General features: G+C 65.0%; 21 protein-coding genes. 4 read left to right on the forward strand and 17 right to left on the reverse strand.

The window, feature by feature from the left end; translation table 11 throughout:
- Positions 1-745, reverse strand: a 745-nt coding sequence (locus tag QZ281_RS01920; protein WP_292224067.1) for an AAA family ATPase, incomplete at its 3' end; no start/stop codon positions are given.
- A gap of 107 nt (positions 746-852) precedes the next feature.
- A complete protein-coding gene (locus tag QZ281_RS01925) occupies positions 853-1,707 on the reverse strand; it encodes an outer membrane protein assembly factor BamD (protein WP_292224125.1) in 855 nt (284 codons plus the stop codon).
- Between the two features lie 190 nt (positions 1,708-1,897).
- Between QZ281_RS01925 and QZ281_RS01930 the strand changes: the two genes are divergently transcribed.
- Entirely contained in the window at positions 1,898-2,833 is a 936-nt protein-coding gene (locus QZ281_RS01930; protein ID WP_292224069.1) for a ribose-phosphate pyrophosphokinase, read from the forward strand.
- 86 nt (positions 2,834-2,919) lie between these two features.
- Positions 2,920-3,945: a hypothetical protein gene (locus QZ281_RS01935; RefSeq protein ID WP_292224071.1), complete on the forward strand. Its 1,026-nt coding sequence runs from the start codon at positions 2,920-2,922 to the stop codon at positions 3,943-3,945.
- Between the two features lie 82 nt (positions 3,946-4,027).
- Here the strand turns inward: QZ281_RS01935 and QZ281_RS01940 are convergent, their stop codons facing one another.
- The gene (locus tag QZ281_RS01940) at positions 4,028-4,237 is read right to left on the reverse strand and encodes a hypothetical protein (protein WP_201099295.1); all 210 of its coding nucleotides are present in this window, start codon (positions 4,235-4,237) and stop codon (positions 4,028-4,030) included.
- Between the two features lie 17 nt (positions 4,238-4,254).
- Complete coding sequence (gene aceA, locus QZ281_RS01945) at positions 4,255-5,535, reverse strand: isocitrate lyase (RefSeq protein WP_292224075.1); 1,281 nt, start codon at positions 5,533-5,535, stop codon at positions 4,255-4,257.
- Between the two features lie 158 nt (positions 5,536-5,693).
- Here aceA and QZ281_RS01950 point away from each other — a divergent pair, with 158 nt between their 5' ends.
- Positions 5,694-7,124, forward strand: coding sequence for a helix-turn-helix transcriptional regulator (locus QZ281_RS01950; RefSeq protein WP_292224077.1), 1,431 nt, complete (start codon positions 5,694-5,696; stop codon positions 7,122-7,124).
- On the opposite strand, the gene QZ281_RS01955 is transcribed toward QZ281_RS01950, so the two are convergent.
- Together QZ281_RS01955 and QZ281_RS01960 are read right to left on the reverse strand one after the other, a co-directional pair.
- Positions 7,121-8,581, reverse strand: a complete 1,461-nt coding sequence (locus QZ281_RS01955) for a hypothetical protein (protein ID WP_292224079.1) — start codon at positions 8,579-8,581, stop codon at positions 7,121-7,123. The two genes, QZ281_RS01950 and QZ281_RS01955, sit on opposite strands and share 4 nt — an antisense overlap.
- 76 nt (positions 8,582-8,657) lie before the next feature.
- Positions 8,658-9,641, reverse strand: coding sequence for a WYL domain-containing protein (locus QZ281_RS01960; RefSeq protein ID WP_292224081.1), 984 nt, complete (start codon positions 9,639-9,641; stop codon positions 8,658-8,660).
- Between the two features lie 90 nt (positions 9,642-9,731).
- On the opposite strand from QZ281_RS01960, the gene QZ281_RS01965 reads away from it, so the two are divergent.
- A complete protein-coding gene (locus QZ281_RS01965) occupies positions 9,732-9,956 on the forward strand; it encodes a hypothetical protein (RefSeq protein WP_292224083.1) in 225 nt (74 codons plus the stop codon).
- 2 nt (positions 9,957-9,958) lie between these two features.
- Here QZ281_RS01965 and QZ281_RS01970 read toward each other — a convergent pair whose 3' ends face one another.
- From QZ281_RS01970 to QZ281_RS02020, 11 genes are all read right to left on the reverse strand, one after another.
- Positions 9,959-11,047, reverse strand: a complete 1,089-nt coding sequence (locus QZ281_RS01970; protein ID WP_292224085.1) for an acyltransferase — start codon at positions 11,045-11,047, stop codon at positions 9,959-9,961.
- A 46-nt stretch (positions 11,048-11,093) separates the two neighbouring features.
- Positions 11,094-12,671: a GMC family oxidoreductase gene (locus QZ281_RS01975; RefSeq protein ID WP_292224087.1), complete on the reverse strand. Its 1,578-nt coding sequence runs from the start codon at positions 12,669-12,671 to the stop codon at positions 11,094-11,096.
- 4 nt (positions 12,672-12,675) lie between these two features.
- Positions 12,676-13,515, reverse strand: a complete 840-nt coding sequence (locus QZ281_RS01980) for an SDR family NAD(P)-dependent oxidoreductase (protein ID WP_292224089.1) — start codon at positions 13,513-13,515, stop codon at positions 12,676-12,678.
- Between the two features lie 126 nt (positions 13,516-13,641).
- Positions 13,642-14,070 carry a hypothetical protein gene (locus QZ281_RS01985; protein ID WP_292224091.1) on the reverse strand — a complete coding sequence of 143 codons (429 nt, stop codon included), beginning with the start codon at positions 14,068-14,070 and terminating at the stop codon, positions 13,642-13,644.
- Positions 14,070-15,491 (reverse strand): NAD(P)(+) transhydrogenase (Re/Si-specific) subunit beta, encoded by a 1,422-nt coding sequence (locus tag QZ281_RS01990; protein ID WP_292224095.1) that lies wholly within the window; start codon positions 15,489-15,491, stop codon positions 14,070-14,072. The genes QZ281_RS01985 and QZ281_RS01990 overlap by 1 nt, the downstream gene beginning before the upstream one ends.
- 13 nt (positions 15,492-15,504) lie before the next feature.
- A complete protein-coding gene (locus QZ281_RS01995; protein ID WP_201099279.1) occupies positions 15,505-15,771 on the reverse strand; it encodes a hypothetical protein in 267 nt (88 codons plus the stop codon).
- A complete protein-coding gene (locus QZ281_RS02000; RefSeq protein WP_292046768.1) occupies positions 15,768-16,103 on the reverse strand; it encodes an NAD(P) transhydrogenase subunit alpha in 336 nt (111 codons plus the stop codon). Before QZ281_RS02000 ends, QZ281_RS01995 begins: the two co-directional genes overlap by 4 nt.
- A gap of 2 nt (positions 16,104-16,105) precedes the next feature.
- Positions 16,106-16,417, reverse strand: coding sequence for a hypothetical protein (locus QZ281_RS02005; protein WP_292224096.1), 312 nt, complete (start codon positions 16,415-16,417; stop codon positions 16,106-16,108).
- Complete coding sequence (locus QZ281_RS02010; protein WP_292224116.1) at positions 16,414-17,547, reverse strand: Re/Si-specific NAD(P)(+) transhydrogenase subunit alpha; 1,134 nt, start codon at positions 17,545-17,547, stop codon at positions 16,414-16,416. The genes QZ281_RS02005 and QZ281_RS02010 overlap by 4 nt, the downstream gene beginning before the upstream one ends.
- A gap of 128 nt (positions 17,548-17,675) precedes the next feature.
- Positions 17,676-17,945: an aa3-type cytochrome c oxidase subunit IV gene (locus tag QZ281_RS02015; RefSeq protein WP_292224119.1), complete on the reverse strand. Its 270-nt coding sequence runs from the start codon at positions 17,943-17,945 to the stop codon at positions 17,676-17,678.
- Positions 17,946-18,202: 257 nt separating this feature from the next.
- Positions 18,203-19,214 (reverse strand): M3 family metallopeptidase (locus QZ281_RS02020; RefSeq protein WP_292224123.1); only part of this gene is annotated, 1,012 nt, incomplete at its 5' end.

Raw genomic sequence — 19,214 nt, forward strand, 5'->3', positions numbered from 1 at the left:
GGGCCGAACCCAGCTTCTGGCTCAGCTTGTCGCCGCCCAGTTGGGTGCGGGCGTCCGCCAAATCGGCGATGGCCTTTTCCGCCGCACCCAGCAGGGCGCGCTCGCCTGCCAGTTCGGTTTCCTCGTCCGCGCGCGGGTCCAGCGCATCCAGTTCGGACAGGTTCAGGCTGATTTCTTCAAGACGCGCCGCCGCATCCGCCGCCTGCGCCTTCAACTCTGCAAACCGCGCCTCTGCGGCCTTCAACTTGGTCGATGCGGCAGCCACGGCGGACAACTGCGGCTGAAGCCCGCCATAGGCGTCCAGCAAGCCCCGGTGATTGCGCCAGTCCAGCAGGCCCACCGTTTCGTGCTGACCATGCACCTCGACCAGCGCCGCGCCGATCTCACGCAGGGCTGTCACCCCGGCAGGCTGGTCATTCACATAGGCGCGGCTGCGGCCATCGGCCGACAGGACGCGGCGCAGAATCAGCTCCTCGCCCGGTTGAACCTCGAATCCCTTGTCCGCGATCAGCGCCAGCAGGTCGGGATCATTGGGGGCGCTGAAAACAGCGGTGGCGACCGCCTGTTTGGCGCCCGACCGCACCAGCCCCGCATCACCGCGTCCGCCCAGCGCCAGGCCCAGCGCATCGAGGATGATCGACTTGCCCGCCCCCGTCTCGCCGGTCAGCACGGTGAGGCCGCTGTCGACGTCGAGGTCGAGCACGTCGACCAGAACGACGTCGCGTATGGAAAGGGCGGTCAGCATGAGGTCAGCAGCCGGCGGAACGAATCAGGATCACGACCGGCAGAATCGAGAGATGCGCGGGGATGCACAAGGGTGTTCCCCGCAACACGCTCGCCGAAGTTCAAATCTCAGCCCGGAATGAGACGGCGCAGCCAGCTCTCACGCTTGCCTTCCGGCGCCTTGTCCGGCGACTGGCCGTTTTCGGTCAGCAGGGCATAGGCTTCGGCGTACCAGGGGCTCCCCGGATAGTTGTAGCCCAGGACAGCGCCGTTACGGGTCGCCTCTTCCTTCAGGCCCAGCATCAGATTGACCTCGACCAGACGATAGAGGGCCTCGGGGGTGTGCGATGTGCGCTGGAAGTCCGGGTTGGTGATGACGGCCTTGTAGCGGTTCAGCGCAGCCAGAGGCTGGTTGTTGCGCTGATAATAGCGGCCGATGTTCATTTCCTTACCGGCCAGCTGGTCGTTGACCATGTCGATCTTGATCGCAGCGTCGCTGGCGAAAGGCGTGCCGGGATAGCGGCGGGCCACGTCACGCAGCCCCGTCAGGGCGGCATTGGCATAGCCCTGGTCACGGCCCACATCCGTGATCTGCTCAAAGTTGCAGACGGCCTTCATATAGAAGGCGTAGGCAGCCGACGGGTTGCCGGGGAACAGGGCGATGAAACGGTCAGCCGCAGCGATGGCGTCGGCGTAGTTGTTGTTCTGATAATAGGCGTAGACCTGCATCAGGATCGAACGACGCGCCCAGTCCGAATAGGGATGCTGGCGCTCCACTTCCTGGAAGTAGTCCACCGCATCGCTCCAGCGATGCTGCTGCAGGCGCTGATAGCCGGTGTTGTAGAGCGCCTCGACCGGGCGTTCTTCATAGGCCAGGCGCGGCTTGGCCTTGCCCGCGCAACCGGAAATCGTCATCGCGGCGACGGCGACGGCCATCAGGACCATGCCGGAACGGAACTTGGATGCGAACAAAGACGACCCCATAGACGTGCGGACAAGGTGCAGGCGCACCTGTTGGAAGACTGATCCGGCGTTCTCTAGCATCCGCTTTCAGGCTGCGCCATGCCGAGGAAATGTCGTTCCGCAGCTTGCCCCGCCCGTAGTCGCTGCTAAAGAGCGCGCCAACCGACATCCGTTCATGGGGGTCGGATGACGGCGAAAGGATGACCGGCCCATGAAGCTGCTCTCAGGCAACTCTAACCGCGCACTCTCCCAGGCCATCGCCGACCACCTGGATATGCCGCTGACCAAGGCCCAGGTGAAGCGGTTCGCCGACAACGAGGTCTTCACCGTCATCGAAGAGAACGTCCGCGGCGAAGACGTCTTCATCCTTCAGTCGACGTCCTATCCGGCCAACGACAATCTGATGGAGCTGCTGATCATCACCGACGCCCTGGTGCGTGCGTCGGCGAAACGGATCACGGCTGTCGTCCCCTATTTCGGCTATGCTCGCCAGGACCGTAAGACCGGCGGCCGCACGCCCATCTCGGCCAAGCTGGTCGCCAACCTGATCACCCGCGCCGGCGCCGACCGGGTTCTGACCATGGACCTGCACGCCGGTCAGATTCAGGGCTTCTTCGACATCCCGACCGACAATCTGGTGGCCACGCCGGTGTTGGCGCAGGACATCAAGGAAAACTATTCGCGCGGCGACGACCTGATGATCGTCTCGCCGGACGTCGGCGGCGTGGTCCGCGCCCGCTCGCTGGCCAGCCGTCTGGATGTTGATCTGGCCATCGTCGACAAGCGCCGCCCCAAGGCGGGCGAAAGCGAAGTCATGAACATCATCGGCGATGTTTCGGGCCGCCGCTGCATCCTGTTTGACGACATTGTCGATTCGGGCGGCACCCTGGTGAATGCAGCCAAGGCCTTGATCGAACAGGGTGCGACCGAAGTGTCCGCCTACATCAGCCACGGCGTTCTGTCGGGTCCGGCGGTGCAGCGCATCACCGATGGCCCGCTGAAGGAGTTGGTGATCACCGACTCTATCGAGCAACCCCACGAAGTTTTGAACTGCTCGAAAATCCGCACGGTTTCAGTGGCTCCGCTGATTGGCGAGGCTATCCGACGGATCGCGAACGAAGAATCCGTTTCCAAGCTGTTCGATTAACCTTCGGATAACCACTTTTCGTCCGTTATATGCGCCTTTCCGTATCGGCGCTGCCCCCGGCGCCTCGAGTTCTGGGACGCGCCTCCATGCCCAAGGCCTTCATGACCCGCGGCCTCACGGTCGCCGCTATCGCCGCCGCCGCCCTATTGGCCAGCTGCTCTACCGACAGCTCCAAAAATAAAGGGGTCGCCCCCCCGCCCCCGCCTCCGCCCCCGGTCACGCTGAACCAGAGCGTGGCGGATGCGGCGTCCATCTATGTCGCGTTCCTGCGTCAGGCCCAGACGATCCAACCCGGCGGCTTCTCCAGCGCCGAATCCATTCAGGCCGAGATTCGTAAAGGCGCGTCGTATGAGCCGGAAGAACTGTCGCGCGGCCTGATCGCCTATGGATCGATCATCGCCCTGCAGTCGCCCGAGTTCGTTGCGGGCGTGCGTCAGTTCGCCGTCGATCCCGTCCAGCGTCAGCAGGTGATCGCCCAGATCGTCGCCGACCCCGCCTATGCCGCCAGCCTGCCTGGCGCCGATGCGGCTGCGGGCCTGATCACCGCCGCCATCAACAACGACGCTGTGGCCATGCGCACCATCGCCGACGGCATCGAACAGGACGCCTATACGATCCAGGAACGCCGCGACCCGCGCCGTCGCTGGGCTGTAACGCCCATCGCCAACCGTGAAGTCCGGCTGGAAGGCGCCAAGACCCTGTCCGCCGTGGACATGCTGCCTTCCGCCAACGAGGCCGCCAGCTTGTTCACCGCCGCCAACACCGGCACGGGACTGACGGTCGAGCCTTCGCGCAAGGCGCCGCCCTACACCCCCGCCCTGACCCGTTCGCTGGCCATCGCCGCCCTGGCCGCACTGGGCGCTGCTGGCGACGAAGCCAAGGCCAACACCGATGCCTTGACGGTCGAGCCGAACAGCGAGTTCTGCCTGAACATGTCCAAGCTGATGCTGTTCCAGTGCCTGGCCGCCTCGCGCCCCAGCTACGAGGACATGTTCTGCCTGGGCCGCCACGTCGCCCGCGACCTGTCCAGCTGCGCCACCCAGGCCGTCTATGCGCCGATCATCACCGTCGGCGACCCGACGGCGGCCCGGACGCCCGCGCCCGGAAACTAAACCCGACGTTCATTACGGACGTCAGACGTGACAAGGCCCGCCCCGAGTGATCGGAGCGGGCCTTTTCTATTGAGCGATCGAACTATTCGTAGCCGTGAGCGGCTTCGTTGATCACCTGCGACGGCATGGACGAGAAGTCCACGGCGACCGGCGTGGCGGTCTTGGCCTGATAGGTGCGAAGCACGTGCGTCAGACGACGGCGCACTTCACGTTCCGCCTCAGAACCACCTTCCAGCACCAAGGGGGCCAGGCAGAAGTCGATGATCGATTCAGTACGGGTCAGCGGTTCCATTGCGGTTCCTTTCCTGATTAAGCCGCGGTGGTGAACTGGGCGGTCTCGGTCGAGTCCTTCAGCGCCGTCGTCGAGGACGTGCCGTTGGAGATGACCGTGGCGACCTGGTCGAAATAGCCGGTGCCGACTTCGCGCTGGTGACGCGTGGCGGTGTAGCCAATGGATTCGTTGGCGAACTCGCGCTGTTGCAACTCGGAGTAGGCCGCCATGCCGCGGTCGCGATAACCGTCGGCCAGCTCGAACATCGAGTTGTTCAGCGCATGGAAGCCCGCCAGGGTCACGAACTGGAACTTGTAGCCCATGGCGCCCAGCTCACGCTGGAACTTGGCGATGGTGGCGTCGTCCAGCTTGGCCTTCCAGTTGAAGGAGGGCGAGCAGTTGTAGGCCATCAGCTTGCCCGGATGCTTCTTCTGGATCGCCTCGGCGAACTTCTTGGCGTCGTCGAGGTCCGGGTGGCTGGTTTCCCACCACAGCAGGTCGGCGATGTTGGCGTAGGACAGGCCCCGCGCGATACAGTGGTCCAGGCCGGTGCCTTCCTTCAGGCGGAAGAAGCCTTCGGGCGTGCGGTTCTCGCGGTCGATGAAGGGCTGATCCCGCTCATCGATGTCCGAGGTGATCAGTTGGGCCGATTCGGCGTCGGTTCGGGCGACCGTGATGGTCGGCGTGCCCATGACATCGGCCGCCAGACGCGCGGCGACCAGATTGCGCTCATGCGCCTGCGTCGGGATCAGGACCTTGCCGCCCAGGTGTCCGCACTTCTTCTCCGAAGCCAGCTGGTCCTCGAAGTGGACGCCAGCCGCGCCCGCCTCGATGAAGGCCTTCATGATCTCGAAGCTGTTCAGCGGACCGCCGAAACCGGCTTCGGCGTCGGCGACGATGGGGGCGAACCAGTCACGCTTGGCGCCGCCCTCGGCGTGCTCGATCTGGTCGGCGCGCTGCAGGGTGCGGTTGATGCGGCGGCACAGTTCTGGCGCGGCGTTGGCCGGGTACAGCGACTGGTCCGGGTACATGGCGCTGGCCGTATTGGCGTCAGCGGCGACCTGCCAGCCCGACAGATAGATGGCCTTCAGACCCGCACGAACCATCTGCATCGCCTGATTGCCGGTGACGGCGCCCAGAGCATTGATGAAGGGCTCGGTGTGCAGCAGCTCCCACAAGCGATTGGCGCCACGCTCAGCCAGGGTGTGGGTGATCGGCACCGAACCGCGCAGGCGCAGGACGTCTTCCGGCGTATAGGGGCGCTCGATGCCGTCAAAACGGCCAGCGGGCGAAGGAACTAGGTCGGCGAAGGTGGTCATGGTCGAACTCGTCTCTGCGAAAGGGCGCGGCCTCAGCCGCCGTCTCGGAGACAAGAACACGCCGAAGTCACGAATGACACAGCATGAGCGATGATATAGAAGTCACTTTGTCATATCATGACTTTGCATCATCAGTCATATTGTGACACCATGCCGTCATGGAGACAGCCGCCGACCGTAAACTGTTCCTCGGCGCCCGGCTGAAACGGCTGCGGCGCGACCTGTCGCTGACCCAGACGGCGATGGCGACGGACCTTGGGGTTTCTCCCAGCTATCTCAACCACATAGAACGAAACCAACGCCCGGTTTCAGCCCAGCTTCTGCTGCGTTTGGCCGACACCTATGACGTCGATCTGCGCACCCTGAACCAGGGCAGTACGGCGGATGAAGCGCGGCTGGCCGAAATCCTGGCCGACCCGCTGTTCAAAGGCCTGTCCGCGCCACGCCACGAGCTGGTGCAGTTGCTGGAAGAGGCGCCGGGCGTCGCGGACGCCATGCTGCGCCTCTATCAGGCCTTTGATGACGGACGAGCCAAGGCGCGGGCGGCGGCCGAAAACGGCGAGGGCCTGATCGAGACCAGCCCTGCCGAATGGGTGCGCGAATACATCCAGTCACGCGGCAACCACTTCGCCGAACTGGACCAGATGGGCGAGGCTCTGGCCGAGGCGCTGACGGCAGATGCCCCCGCCCACGGCGACGGCTTCGAACCGGCGGCCCGTCAACGACTGGCGGCTAAACACGCGCTGGGTGTCCGCACCCTGCCCGCCGATGTCATGGTGGAATGGACACGGCGATACGATCTGCACCGCCGCCGCCTGCTGCTGTCAGAGACGCTGGGGCCGTCTTCGCGCGCCTTCGCCATCGCCTATCAGCTGGCTCTGGTCGAACACGGCCCTGCCCTGCACGCCATGGCGGAGACGTCCGGCGCACCGGATGCGGCGACGCGGTCGTTGCTGAAGGTCGCCCTGACCAACACACTGGCCGCAGCCATGCTGATGCCCTACGCCGCCTTCCAGAAGACGGCGGAAGACACCGGGTACGACCTGAACCGCCTGCAGGCCCGGTTCGGCGTCAGCTATGAACAGGCCGCGCATCGCCTAACCACCCTGTCGCGCCCCACCGCGCGCGGCGTGCCTTTCTTCCTGATGCGGGTGGATCAGGCGGGCAACATCTCCAAACGCTATGCGGCGGGAGCCTTTCCGTTTTCGCGCTTCGGCGGCGCCTGCCCGCGCTGGCGGCTGCACGCAGCCTTCCGCACGCCGGGCCGCATCATCACCCAGATCATCGAGACGCCGGACGGCGGACGCTGGTTCACCTTTGCCCGCACGGTCGAACGGCAGGGGCAGGATGGGTTTGGCGAAACTCATGACCTGGCCGTCGGCCTTGGGTGCGAACTTCGCCACGCACACCGGTTGGCCTATGCCCACGGCCTTGATCTGGAGCGACCCGAGGTGACGCCCATCGGCCCGTCCTGCCGCCTGTGCCACCGCCACCCCTGCGCCGAACGCGCCGCAGCCCCTATCGACCGCCCGCTGGCTGTCGACGACTGGTCCAAGTCCGTCAGCCCCTACCCCTTCGGCGCGGCCTAAATCAGCACCACCTTGCCGTCTTCCATGCGGAAGGCGACGCCGGTGCGTTCGAACAGACGGGCGATGACGGCTGAAGGGTTGGCTGCGCCCTGATCCAGCAGTTGCTCGATATCCAGACGCAGGGTCGGATCGCCCGACACCCGCGTCAGGGCCGACAGCCATTCCTCGCGCGTCAGCACTTCATCCGCGCGATTGGCCTCAATCAGTCCGCGCAGGAAATCGAACCAGTCGCCGCCGGTGCGCTTCTTCTGCGCCCCTTCAGCCGCCATCGCGAACACCGCGCCACAGGCGTAATAGGCGCGGTGCTCGCCCCGTTGACCGGCATCCGCCACGCCCCTGTTCACGGTCAGGTCCGCACAGTCCTTGACCTCGTTCTGCAGTTCAGCCCGGACATCAAAGCCGGCGTCGAACACCTGCAGAGCCCGCACGGCCATCAGATCGGCGCCGCCCTCGGTGATCCACATGTCGCGCGCTGTTTCGTAACGCACGGTCTGCCCCAGCCAGAAATGCGCACTCTCATGACCGATGAACCACCGCGACCGTTCCAGAACCTGCTTGCTGGGCTGGACCACGCCGACGCCCTCGAACCGCATGACGATCAGGGACGAAAGCGCGCTGCCCGCCATGCTGGTCATGCGTTCGGTCGGACCGTTCCAGCCGACCATGACCACCGGGATTTCGTCCCCATCGCCTGACGGGCCAAGGCGACGCTTGTAATAGTCGCCTACACGCGGCGCGAAGCTGCGGATCTCCTCGCCGATCCACGCGGGCAGGCTGGGATCCATGACCGTGGTCAGGCCCTCGCCCCGCGTCACTGCCGCCTGCCCCATCAGCACATAGCTCTGGTCGGTCGTCGTGGTCAGGTTCGCGCGACGCTCGCCCTTGTACAGAACCGGGCCGGAGGCGTCGCGCCAGGTGACGGGCGAAGGACCGCCATCCACGTTCACGCCATTCAGGTCAGCGGGCGTAGCCGCCGCCTCCGCCACGGAACGCACGGCGAAGACGTCAAACTGACGCGTCGGCAGGGCCACCGCGCCGTCCGAGAAGGTGATGGTGCGATAGGCCGCCTCCAGATCAACGGACTTGGGCCGGATGGTGAAGCGGACATGACGCGGCACCGGCCCGCCGTCACGGCTGCGGATGATGTCATAGGCGCCGTGCCGCTCCATGACGACGCCGGGCGTCTCGACCGTCCACTGCGTCGGTCGCCACGGCTGGCGCGAGCCGGTCATCAGGGCCGATTCCATAAAGGCCCAGACCGGGGCGTCACGGGTGAAGACATAGTCCGCCGTCAGGGTGTCGCCGTTGCGCGTCACCGTCACGGAAGGCGTTGACCGCACCTGCGCCTGCCCCTGAACCAGCGAGGTCACGCCCGGAACGGACGAAGTCGTCGCACAGGCCGCCAGCAGAGCGGCGGATGACAAGAGGGTCGAGGCGGCGATCAACTTCAGACGCAAGGGTCGTCTCCAAACTGTGCAACTGGCCGCAAGATAGGCAGCCAAGTCCCGGTGTCAGCTTACCTTTCTGTCACGCTCAGGCCTGTTGCAGAGCGCGCCCGGCTGCCGCCAGTTCCTCGGCCATCACGGCTTTCAGCCGATCCGGCGACAGGATCACCGCCTGCTGGCCCCAGGTGAACAGATGCCAGGCCAGTTCGCGCATCCCCGACGCGCGGAACCTCACGATGACCGCGCCATCGGCCTGATCCTCAAATGTCTGGGTCGGGTGCCAGCGCCAGCCGCGCGCCTCATCAGCGCCTTCGGGGGCGATGCGGATGGCCACATCCTCGATCTCGTCCTGATAGATGCCGAAAGACTGGCTGGCGAAGACGTTCAGGTCGAAATCAGCGGGTGGTGTGGCCACACCCTCCTGCGGCGCGACACTGCTCATCCGGTCCAGGCGGAAGGTCTGGATGCGGCCCGTCTCGCGGTCGGCGGCGACCAGATAGTTGGCGCGCCCAAACATGACGCCGCAGGGGGCGACGGACCGCCTGCGCGGCTCTGCGCCCGGTCGGGAGTAAGTAAAGCCCAGCGGCTGCTGCGCCAGAACCGCGCCACGAATGGCCGTCAGCATGGCCTCATTCGCCGAGGGACGCGGCCCGGCCTGAACCGCGATGGTCTCAGCACGGACCAGAGCCTCCAGATCCGGCGCCATCCGGTTAAGGGTCGTCGAGCGCATCGCCGCCTTCAGCTTGCGCTCCAGCCCCTCCAGCGCCGCCGCCCGCGCCGGTTCACCCGCGGCACGCAGGGCCGACGCCGCCTTGGTCAGCTCCAGCATCTCTGTCGCGGTCGGCGCCTGTTCAAAGGCGGACAACCCCCCGCGAATGCGCCAGCGTTTTGACGGCGGATCGGACACCTCTTCCACCTGTGGGAACAGCATCAGGACGGCGTCGCGCATCCGTTCGGCGGTGCGGCGGCCGACGCTCATGTCCCGCGCCATTTCGTCCAGCGTTAGTCCCTCGGCGCTGGCAGCCATGCGCCGGGCCAGGTCGATCACCATGACGGCCTTGTCGTGTCTCACGTCGCCTCACTCAATACGTCCGCTTCTGACGCAACACTGTCTCATAACCTCATCATCGACAAGAGGCCAACCGCTTCAGGAGATCACCCAATGGCTCAGTTCCAACCGCTCCAGTCCATCAACGCCAGCCGCTACATGATTGTGCCGTGCGAGGCCGATGGCTCATCCGATCTGGCGATCATCTGGGACCGTCTGGAGGAACAGGTGGTGGACGTCATCTCCGCCGCGGCCAGCAGCCGCTACTCGGATGAGGACGCCCTGTGGGACGAAGGGCGCGCCCAGCCGGTCGAAACGGAATGGCGGATGGCGGCCTGAACTCAGGCTGTCTTCGGCTTGGTCCAGCGGTCGATCATGCGCTGGGCCGGTTGCTCGACCAGTCGGTGCGCGAACACCGCGACCACGACGATGAAGCCGAACATGCCGATCGCGAACAGGTCGTTCAGCCAGACCGAGCCGAAATCAATGCGACGCTCTGGCACCCAGTGCAGCTTTCTGGCCACGATCATCATGACGGTCAGGATGAACATATGGACCATGTAGATGGCGAACGACCACCGCCCCAGCGTCACCAGCGCCGGATGATCCAGCACGCGTGACAGGGCGCCGTCCTCGCCTGCAAAGACCCAGACCAGACCGACGAACACCAGGGTCACAGCCACAGTGACCGGCCCCTCAGCATAGCCGATGAAGACACAGGCCCCGATGACGGCGGCGATCTCTAGCCCGGTCGCGGCCATGCCCTTCAAGCGCGGAATACTGGTCCACAGCCCCTGCAACAGACAGCCCAGGAAGAAACCATAGACCGCCCTTGGCACGGCGAAGTCATAGGTCGTGTTCATGAAGCGCTTGGCGCAGGTCAGCACCAACAGCCCGCCGATGATCGCCAGCACCAGACCGATCCAGCGGAACCGCTTTGGCGCGGCCAGCACCAGACCGGCGAAGATCAGATAACAGGCGACCTCGGCGCTAAGCGTCCAGGCGGGTCCGTTCCACGTCAGATACGGATGCACATGCCAAGCCTGGATCAGCAGCAGGTTGGTGAAGATCGCATCCACCGATCGGTCGCGCGTAAAGGCCGAGGCCGAATCCACATGGAAGAACAGACGCGCCAGTTCCAGCGCGATAAAGGCGCCCAGCATCAGCACGTGCAGCGGCCAGACCCGGCCCAGACGGCGTACCATGAACCGCCCGCCGTCGCGCACCGACTTCAGCCGCCCGGCATAGGCATGGGCGATGACGAAACCTGACAGGACGAAGAAATAGTCGACGAACAGATAGGAGTGCTGGATGAAACCCCAATCGCGCCAGTGGCTTGCCACCGGCATGTGGAACATCACCACCAATATGGCGCAGACACCCCGCAGGGAGTCCAAGGCTTCAAATCGGCGCGGCGCTGCTGTGTTCACAGACGCGTGATAACGGGTCTGAAAGCCCCGCGATAGAGGGCCTGCTTCAAACGGCTTTCGCCCCCATTCGCTCGATCAGATGGTCCCCCACCCGCATGGCGTTGGCGACCACCGTCAGGGTCGGGTTGATGGCGTTGGCCGAGCAGAAGAAACTGGTGTCCACGACATAGAGGTTGTCCAGCTCATGGGCCTTGCAGTTCACATCCAGCACCGATGTCGCCGGGTCCGTACCGAACCGCGTCGTGCCGCACTGATGGGCCGTGCCGTACAGAGGCAGCAGGGAATCGAACTGGAAATGATGCTGTGAGATCGGGTGGGCGTGGTCGACGAAGCCATCCAGCGACGCCTTCAGCTTTTTCACCAGCCGTTCGTGCCCTTCCAGATTGCCGAAGGTGTAGTCCAGCGTGATCCGTCCGTCGGCGGCGACCATCACACGGTTGTCCGGCATGGGCAGGTCTTCCGAGATCACCAGCATCGACAGCATCCGTTCGGCCGCCGCGCCCGCCAGTTCGTCCGGCACCAGCGCAGGCGGCAGCCAGTCCTCGACCTGCCCTTCCAGCGTCTGGCCCGACATGTATTCCAGCAACTGGATATGCCCCATCGGAAAGTCGTAACCCTCGGCCGGGTCGCCGAAATAGAAGTCGTTGACCGCCAGTGTCTTGGGGAAGGTCACGCTCTGATGCGCCGCCGTCAGGGACACCATGGCGGTCGAGTTATGGAACATATAGTTACGCCCCACCTGATCCGACCCATTGGCCAGACCGTTCGGGTGCGCCGCATTGGCCGAGGCCAGCAGCACCACCGCCGTCGGCGCAGCCCCAGCGGCCAGTGCGACGATGTCACCGCTCCAGCGCTCTTCGCCCTGCGCCGTCTCACAAACGATGTCGGTGACCGTCCGGCCCGACGCATCCGTCTCCAGCCGCACGACCCTGCGCCCCGGCAGGATGGTCACATTGGGTATGGCCAGAAGCGGCTCGATGGCCAGGGTCCGCGCGTCAGACTTGGCCCGCAGCAGGCAGGGGTATCCGCCGCACGTCTTGCACTTGATGCAAGTCGAGGTGACCGGATGCGCCTGATCCAGCTTGACCCCCAGCGGCAGGGAAAACGGACGCCAGCCCTGCAGTTCCCAATGCCCCTTCAGCGCCGCCACACCCGGATCATGCTCGACCGCCGGATAGACATAGGGCGGTTCGTCGCCATTCTCGGTCGGGTCATCCCCACGATGGCCGTGAACCTGCCACAGCGCCTCGGCCTCGGCGTAGTATGGGGCCAGATCAGCCAGACTTATCGGCCATGCAGGCGACACCCCGCCCGCATGCTGAACCTCGGTGAAGTCGCGCGCCCGCATCCGCATCAGGGCCGCGCCATAGAAGGTCGTATTGCCGCCGACCCAATAGTGGGTGTTGGGGATGAACGGGTGGCCGTGCTTGTCGTACCAATGATCCTTGGTGCGATAGCGGCGCTCGATGAAGACCGACTTGGGGCTCCAGTTCTCGGCCTCACGCGGCAGGTGTTCGCCACGCTCCAGGATCAGAATAGACTTGCCGGTCGGGGCCAGCCTCTGCGCCAGCGTCGCCCCGCCCGCGCCCGAACCGATGATGACGATGTCGTACCGCGTGGTCATGGCCTCAGTCCGCCGTCAGATGATATTTCGCCGAGCCCTTCATCAGCGCCCAACGCACCAGCCCTTGCGGCAGCGCCCGCATCAGTCCGGCGGCCAGGGCGTTGTACCAGCCGGGCACGACGATGACCTGTCCCCGGTCGTTCGCCTTCAAGGCGGCGCGCACCACCCGATCCGGCGTCAGGAACAGTCGACGCGGCGCATCGGCCATCACCTTGTCCGTGCCGTTGGCGGCGGCGAACTCGGTAGCGACAAAGCCCGGGCTGACCGCCGTGGCCCGCAGCCCCTTGTCTCGATACTCAGCGTCGATGGCCTGAGTGAAGCTCATCATCAGGCTCTTGGCGCCGGGGTACAGACTGTGGCCCGCGACGCCGGGTGCGAACCCGGCCAGCGACGCCGTGGCGATGATCCGCCCCTCCCCGCGCGCGATCATGCCGGGAATGACGCCGTGGGCCAGACCGCAGGCATTGACGATCAGGGTCATCAGGAAGTCCTGCTGATCCTTCCACGGCACATCGGCGAAACTCTGAGGGATGGAATAGCCGGCGTTATTGACCAGCAGGTCGACAGACCGGCCCATCCCCGCGACCGCAGCCAGCACCCGATCACAGGCGCCCAGCTCCGACAGGTCCATCGGCAGGACCTCGACATTGACCGCATAATCGCGCGTCACGTCGTTGGCCAGAATCCTGAGCCGATGCGCGCGGCGCGCCACGATCACCAGATCATAGCCCCGCTCGGCCAGCGCGCGGGCAAAGGCTTCGCCAATCCCCGACGAAGCCCCGGTGATCAGGGCAAGCGGACGATGCTCCAATGTATAGTCGACGGCTTCATCAGCATCAGTCATCGCACCCGCTCCAGTTCGGAACGCCACACGTCTGATGAGGAAGGCGATTCGACCGTATTCGCATCCCGGCGTAACACCCGGTCACGGCAAAGGTTGCGTCACCCGACAGCCCACCCCATCACAGCCCTAGAACGGCTCGGCGCCCTGCTGGACGATCCGCCATTGGTCGTCGTGAAAATGGAAAACCACGCTGCCCAGCCACGGCGCCTTCATCAGCGGATGGGTCGTCACACCTCTGCCTACGGCCTGATAAACACCTTGCGCCTGCAGAGGCGCGGCGGGCGTCTTGACGGCAAACCCGGCGGGTGTCTGGCCATAGACGACCCGACGCAGCATCACACAGTGACGCCCCGCCGCCTCGATGGACCACAGCGGCGCATAGGCATCGCCCGTCTTCTCATAGACGGACAGATCGCTGACACAGGCGCGACGCCCTTCGTCGAACGTCACCTCGGGCCGGTCCAGCCCGCCCGAGATGCTCAGGCTCAACATGGCCGAACAGGCCGACAGGGCCAGAACGCCGCCGACGGCGACGGCGCCTGTCCAGCCCCGCATCACAGCGACTTCACGATCCCTTCGACCATCTTCTTGGCGTCGGCGAACAGCATCATGGTGTTGTCGCGGAAGAACAGTTCGTTCTCGACCCCCGCATAGCCCGAACCCATGCCGCGCTTGATGAACAGCACGGTTCCGGCCTTCTCCACGTCAAGGATCGGCATTCCGTAGATCGCGCTGGTCGGGTCCGTCTTGGCCGCCGGATTGGTCACGTCATTGGCGCCGATGACGAAGGCGACGTCGGCGGTGGCGAACTCGGCGTTGATGTCCTCCAACTCGAACACTTCGTCATAGGGGACGTTGGCCTCGGCCAGCAGGACGTTCATGTGGCCCGGCATCCGGCCTGCGCCGGGGTGGATGGCGTATTTCACCTCGACGCCCTCTTCCTTCAGCTTGTCGGCCATTTCACGCAGCGCGTGCTGAGCCTGAGCCACCGCCATGCCGTAGCCCGGCACGATGATGACCTTAGAGGCGTTCTTCATGATGAAGGCGGCGTCCTCGGCCGAGCCCTGCTTGACCGGACGCGTCTCCTTTGCGCCGCCGGGGCCAGCCGCCGCATCGCCGCCGCCGAACCCGCCCAGGATCACCGAGATAAAGCTGCGGTTCATGCCCTTACACATGATGTAGCTGAGGATGGCCCCCGACGATCCGACCAGAGCGCCGGTGATGATCAGGGCGATGTTCTCCAGCGTGAAGCCCAGAGCCGCCGCCGCCCAGCCGGAGTAGGAGTTCAGCATCGACACCACGACCGGCATGTCAGCGCCGCCGATGGGGATGATAAGGGTTGCGCCCAGGATCAGGGCGATCAGGAACACACCCCAGAAGGCCCAGGTCGCCGCGCCATTGGTGCCGATCAGAATGCCGATCAGGAAGACCAGACCCAGCGCCAGACCGATGTTGATCAGGTGACGGGCGGGCAGCAGGATCGGCGCACCGCTCATGTTGCCGTTCAGCTTGGCGAAGGCGATCACCGAGCCGGTGAAGGTGATGGCGCCGATGGCCACGCCCAGGCTCAGTTCAATGATCGACAGGGTCTTGATGCCCGCCCCGTCCGCCGACAGAATTCCAAACGCCTCGGGCGCGTAGATGGCGCCGATGGCGACCAGACAGGCGGCCATGCCAACCAGACTGTGGAAGGCGGCGACCAGTTGCGGCATGTCGGTCATGGCGACCCGCTTGGCGATCAGCGCCCCTGCCCCGCCGCCGACGATGACGCCGCCCGCGATCAGGCCAAGCGTCACGGGATCCAGCGCCCCGGTCGTGCCCAGCGTCAGCAGGGTCACGCCGATGGCCAGAGCCATGCCGATCATGCCGAATGTATTGCCCTGACGGCTGGTCTCGGGGCTGGACAGCCCCCGCAGCGACAGAATGAACAGAACCCCGGAAACCAGATAGGCCAGTGCGGCCAAAGATGCGTTCATCACGCCCCTCCCCCTAAGACGTGCGCGCCAGCCGCCACAGGGCGGCGGCGATGAACAACGGGCCGATGAAGAACAGGGCCCATTCGAAAACTCCCAGCGGCCTGTCCTGCGTCACCACGCGAACCAGAATGGCCGAAAAGACCAGTGCAATGCCGCAGTCATGCAGCCGCTGGCGTTTCAGCGGGATCTGCGTCCCGAACCAGCCATACAGCCACAGGCCGAAACCGATGCCGGTGCCGACCCATGAGCCGACGATGGCGATCTGGGCGGCGTCCGTCACGTCGTGACCTTGGGAGCTGGCCGCTCCTTCTTCTTGTACATGGCCAACATGCGGCGCGTGACCATGAAGCCGCCGAAGATGTTGACGCTGGCCAGGGTCACGGCGACCACGCCCGCCCCCTTGGCGATCCAGGCGCTGGGACCCGACACATCGCCAGAGACGGCGGCGGCAGCGATCAGACCGCCGACAATGATGACGCTGGAAATCGCATTGGTCACCGCCATCAGCGGCGTGTGCAGCGCAGGCGTCACCGACCAGACGACGTAATAGCCGACGAAGATGGCCAGCACGAAGATGGCCAGACGAAAGACGGTGGGATCGACGTGTTCCATTGCTATGCCGCTCGCCTCTGCGCGATATGAGCGTCGAGGACCTTATCGACGCCGTTGCCCAACTTAGCGAGCGATGTCATCGCTTCATCGACTGACAAGCCAAGTTCTCGAAGATCATCCAACGCTTGAAAATTCGAAACCATACCGATTGCTCCGGTCACGACTTTTCCTTTGTCACCCTTACCCGGGTTGCTTGGACTTTTGGATTGATGAAGGAGAACACGCAGAACGGCATCACCTTCTCGACTCTTCACGCTAAGCTCGGATTCTTCAAGAATTCTGATGCCCCAACGACGCTTACCTAGAAACATCATCCTCTCACCCCTTCATGAACGACCGCGCCACCATCGGTGACGACGGCGGCCTTGAGGATTTCATCCTCCAGATCGACGCTCAGCACACCGTCCTTGATCAGCAGGCCGATGAAGGCGAACAGGTTGCGGGCGTAGAGGGCGCTGGCGTCGGCGGCGATGCGGCCCGGCAGATTGGCCCAGCCGACGATGCTGACGCCGTTCGGGGTGACGACCACCTCGTTCAGTTTCGAACCTTCGACATTGCCGCCCGCCTCGACCGCCAGATCGACGATGACCGAGCCGGGCTTCATCGAGGCGACGTGCGCGGCGGTCAGCAGGATGGGCGCGGCCCGACCGGGGATCAGGGCCGTGGTGATGACGATGTCCTGTTTGACGATGTGGCTGGCGGTCAGTTCAGCCTGAAGCGCGCGGTATTCCGCCGACATCTCCTTGGCGTAGCCGCCTGCCGTCTGGGCGTTCTTGAACTCTTCGTTCTCGACGGCCAGGAATTTGGCGCCCAGCGATTCAACCTGTTCCTTGGTGGCGGGGCGCACATCGGTGGCGGTGACCACAGCGCCCAGACGCCGCGCGGTGGCGATGGCCTGAAGCCCCGCGACGCCGACGCCCATGATGAAGGTCTTGGCGGCGGCGACCGTGCCGGCCGCCGTCATCATCATGGGGAAGCCCTTGCCATAGGCATAGGCCGCCTCGATCACCGCGCGGTAACCGGCCAGGTTCGCCTGTGACGACAGCACGTCCATGACCTGGGCGCGGGTGATGCGAGGTACGAACTCCATCGCAAAGGCCGTGGCGTTGGCGCCGCGCAGCGCCTCGACCGTGTCCTTTTCGCGATAGGCGTCCAGCATGGCCAGGACGATGGCGCCGGGTTTCAGGGCGCTGGTTTCCTGCGCCGTCGGACCACGCACCTTCAGCACGATGTCGGCGCCGTCCAGCACCGCGCGTGTGTCCGGCTTCACCACCGCGCCAGCGGCGGTGTATTCGGCGTCAGGAATCGAGGAGCCTAGCCCCGTCCCGGCCTCGACCGCCACGGTCGCGCCAAGGGCGATCAGCTTTTTGACGGTTTCAGGCGTGACGGCGCAGCGCGTCTCGCCTTCACGGCGTTCCCTGGTAACGGCGATAGCGACAGCCAAGCGAATCCCCTCGTTCTTTTCCTTGAACGAAGGTTAGGCCGTCAGAGCCCGCGCCGTCAAAGCACGGTTATGCCAAAGCTTTGGGAGATCAGCAGATTCCCGACCCTGCTTTCACAGGATCAGGGCAATCAGTGAGCAGCGGCGGGCTTGGACTTCAGGGCGAAGAAGCCGGCGACCGCCAGAACCGCTGCGCCGATGAAGGCCGCGCCGAAGCTGCCGCCCGGATGGAACCACAGGGTCAGCGCCAGGATCAGCACCGCAATCGACAGCGAGCCCCACTTGGCCAGGAAGATGAACAGGTCGAACGTCGACGCCTGTTCCGTGATCTGCATCGATCCCCGTTGATAGTCGTGCGCGTCGGCGTGGGCTTCAGCGGCGGGGGTGTGCGAGTCGGCCATGGATCTTCCCTAGTCGGTCTTTCGCCGACTTATACCGAGGCACACGGTTCGCTCAAGCCCATGCTTGCTGCAGAGTTACGTCTGTACGCCATTCATTGGACCGCTTATCTCGGATCGTCATTCCGGGGCTGAGCGGAGCGAAGAACCCGGAACCCAGGGCTAAGGTCACGCTGCCGGACGTATTCGACGTCGGGTGCGAACCTCCTGGGTTCCGGGTTCGTCCTTCGGACGCCCCGGAATGACGGCTCGGGGCGAACCTAGGCCAGTTGCTCGAACTGGTCGATCAGCCGCTCCAGCCGCTTGCAGCCTACGCTCCAGAAGGCCGGGTCGCGCGGGTTCAGGCCAAACGGCTTCAGCGCCTCGACATAGGTCCGCGCCCCGCCGCCCGCGAGCAGTTCGCGATACAGGGGCGTAAAGCCCGCCGGATCGGCCCGGCGCGCCTCCATCAGGGCCGCGACCAGCAGGTCGCCGAAGGCGTAGGCGTAAACATAGAAGGGCGAATGCACGAAGTGGCTGACATAGCTCCACCAGTGCTCATAACCGGGATTCAGCGCGACAGACGGCCCCAGCGAGGCGCCCATCTCCTCCAGCCAGATTTCGTTGATCCGCTGCTGCGGCACCTCCCCCTTCAGGCGTTCGTCGTGGAAGCGGGTCTCGAAACGGTGGAAGGCGATCTGGCGCACGACGGTGTTCAGCCCGTCCTCGATCCGACCGGCCAGCAGGCCGCGTTGTTCCGACTTGGGCGCCGTGGCCAAGAGGCGGTCAAACGTCAGCCCCTCGGCGAAGATCGACGCCGTCTCGGCCAGGGTCAGAGGCGTGTCAGCCAGCAAAGTGCCCTGATCCGCCGCCAGCGTCTGGTGCACGCCGTGGCCCAGTTCGTGCGCCAGGGTCAGGACATCGCGCCGCTCGCCCATCCAGTTCAGGAAGACATAGGGATGCCGGTCCGCCGTCACCGGATGGGCATAGGCGCCGGATTGTTTGCCTGCCCGCGCCCGGCCATCGATCCACGGCTTATCGAAGAAGCCTGACGCGCGCTGGGCGAAGTCGCCGCCCAGATCGGAGAAGCTGTCCAGCACGATCTCGCGGCCTTGCGTCCAGGTGAAGGCGCGCGGGGCGGTGGTTTCGATCGGGGCGTTACGGTCCCAGTGATCCAGACGGGTCTTCCCCATCGCCTTGGCCTTCAGGGCGTAATAGCGGTGCGACAGGCGCGGATAGGCCTGGGCCACCGCATCGGCCATGGCGTCCACGGCCTCACCGTCAACCTCATTG

Source organism: Brevundimonas sp. (assembly GCF_018608325.1).
GTDB lineage: Bacteria > Pseudomonadota > Alphaproteobacteria > Caulobacterales > Caulobacteraceae > Brevundimonas.

Excerpts from the sequence above, each read along its gene's own strand:
- QZ281_RS01925 (WP_292224125.1), bottom strand. The coding sequence starts at position 1,707 with ATGGGGTCGTCTTTGTTCGCATCCAAGTTCCGTTCCGGCATGGTCCTG.
- QZ281_RS01930 (WP_292224069.1), top strand. The coding sequence starts at position 1,898 with ATGAAGCTGCTCTCAGGCAACTCTAACCGCGCACTCTCCCAGGCCATC.
- QZ281_RS01935 (WP_292224071.1), top strand. The coding sequence starts at position 2,920 with ATGCCCAAGGCCTTCATGACCCGCGGCCTCACGGTCGCCGCTATCGCC.
- QZ281_RS01940 (WP_201099295.1), bottom strand. The coding sequence starts at position 4,237 with ATGGAACCGCTGACCCGTACTGAATCGATCATCGACTTCTGCCTGGCC.
- aceA (WP_292224075.1), bottom strand. The coding sequence starts at position 5,535 with ATGACCACCTTCGCCGACCTAGTTCCTTCGCCCGCTGGCCGTTTTGAC.
- QZ281_RS01950 (WP_292224077.1), top strand. The coding sequence starts at position 5,694 with ATGGAGACAGCCGCCGACCGTAAACTGTTCCTCGGCGCCCGGCTGAAA.
- QZ281_RS01965 (WP_292224083.1), top strand. The coding sequence starts at position 9,732 with ATGGCTCAGTTCCAACCGCTCCAGTCCATCAACGCCAGCCGCTACATG.
- QZ281_RS01975 (WP_292224087.1), bottom strand. The coding sequence starts at position 12,671 with ATGACCACGCGGTACGACATCGTCATCATCGGTTCGGGCGCGGGCGGG.
- QZ281_RS01980 (WP_292224089.1), bottom strand. The coding sequence starts at position 13,515 with ATGACTGATGCTGATGAAGCCGTCGACTATACATTGGAGCATCGTCCG.
- QZ281_RS01985 (WP_292224091.1), bottom strand. The coding sequence starts at position 14,070 with ATGCGGGGCTGGACAGGCGCCGTCGCCGTCGGCGGCGTTCTGGCCCTG.
- QZ281_RS01990 (WP_292224095.1), bottom strand. The coding sequence starts at position 15,491 with ATGAACGCATCTTTGGCCGCACTGGCCTATCTGGTTTCCGGGGTTCTG.
- QZ281_RS02000 (WP_292046768.1), bottom strand. The coding sequence starts at position 16,103 with ATGGAACACGTCGATCCCACCGTCTTTCGTCTGGCCATCTTCGTGCTG.
- QZ281_RS02005 (WP_292224096.1), bottom strand. The coding sequence starts at position 16,417 with ATGATGTTTCTAGGTAAGCGTCGTTGGGGCATCAGAATTCTTGAAGAA.
- QZ281_RS02015 (WP_292224119.1), bottom strand. The coding sequence starts at position 17,945 with ATGGCCGACTCGCACACCCCCGCCGCTGAAGCCCACGCCGACGCGCAC.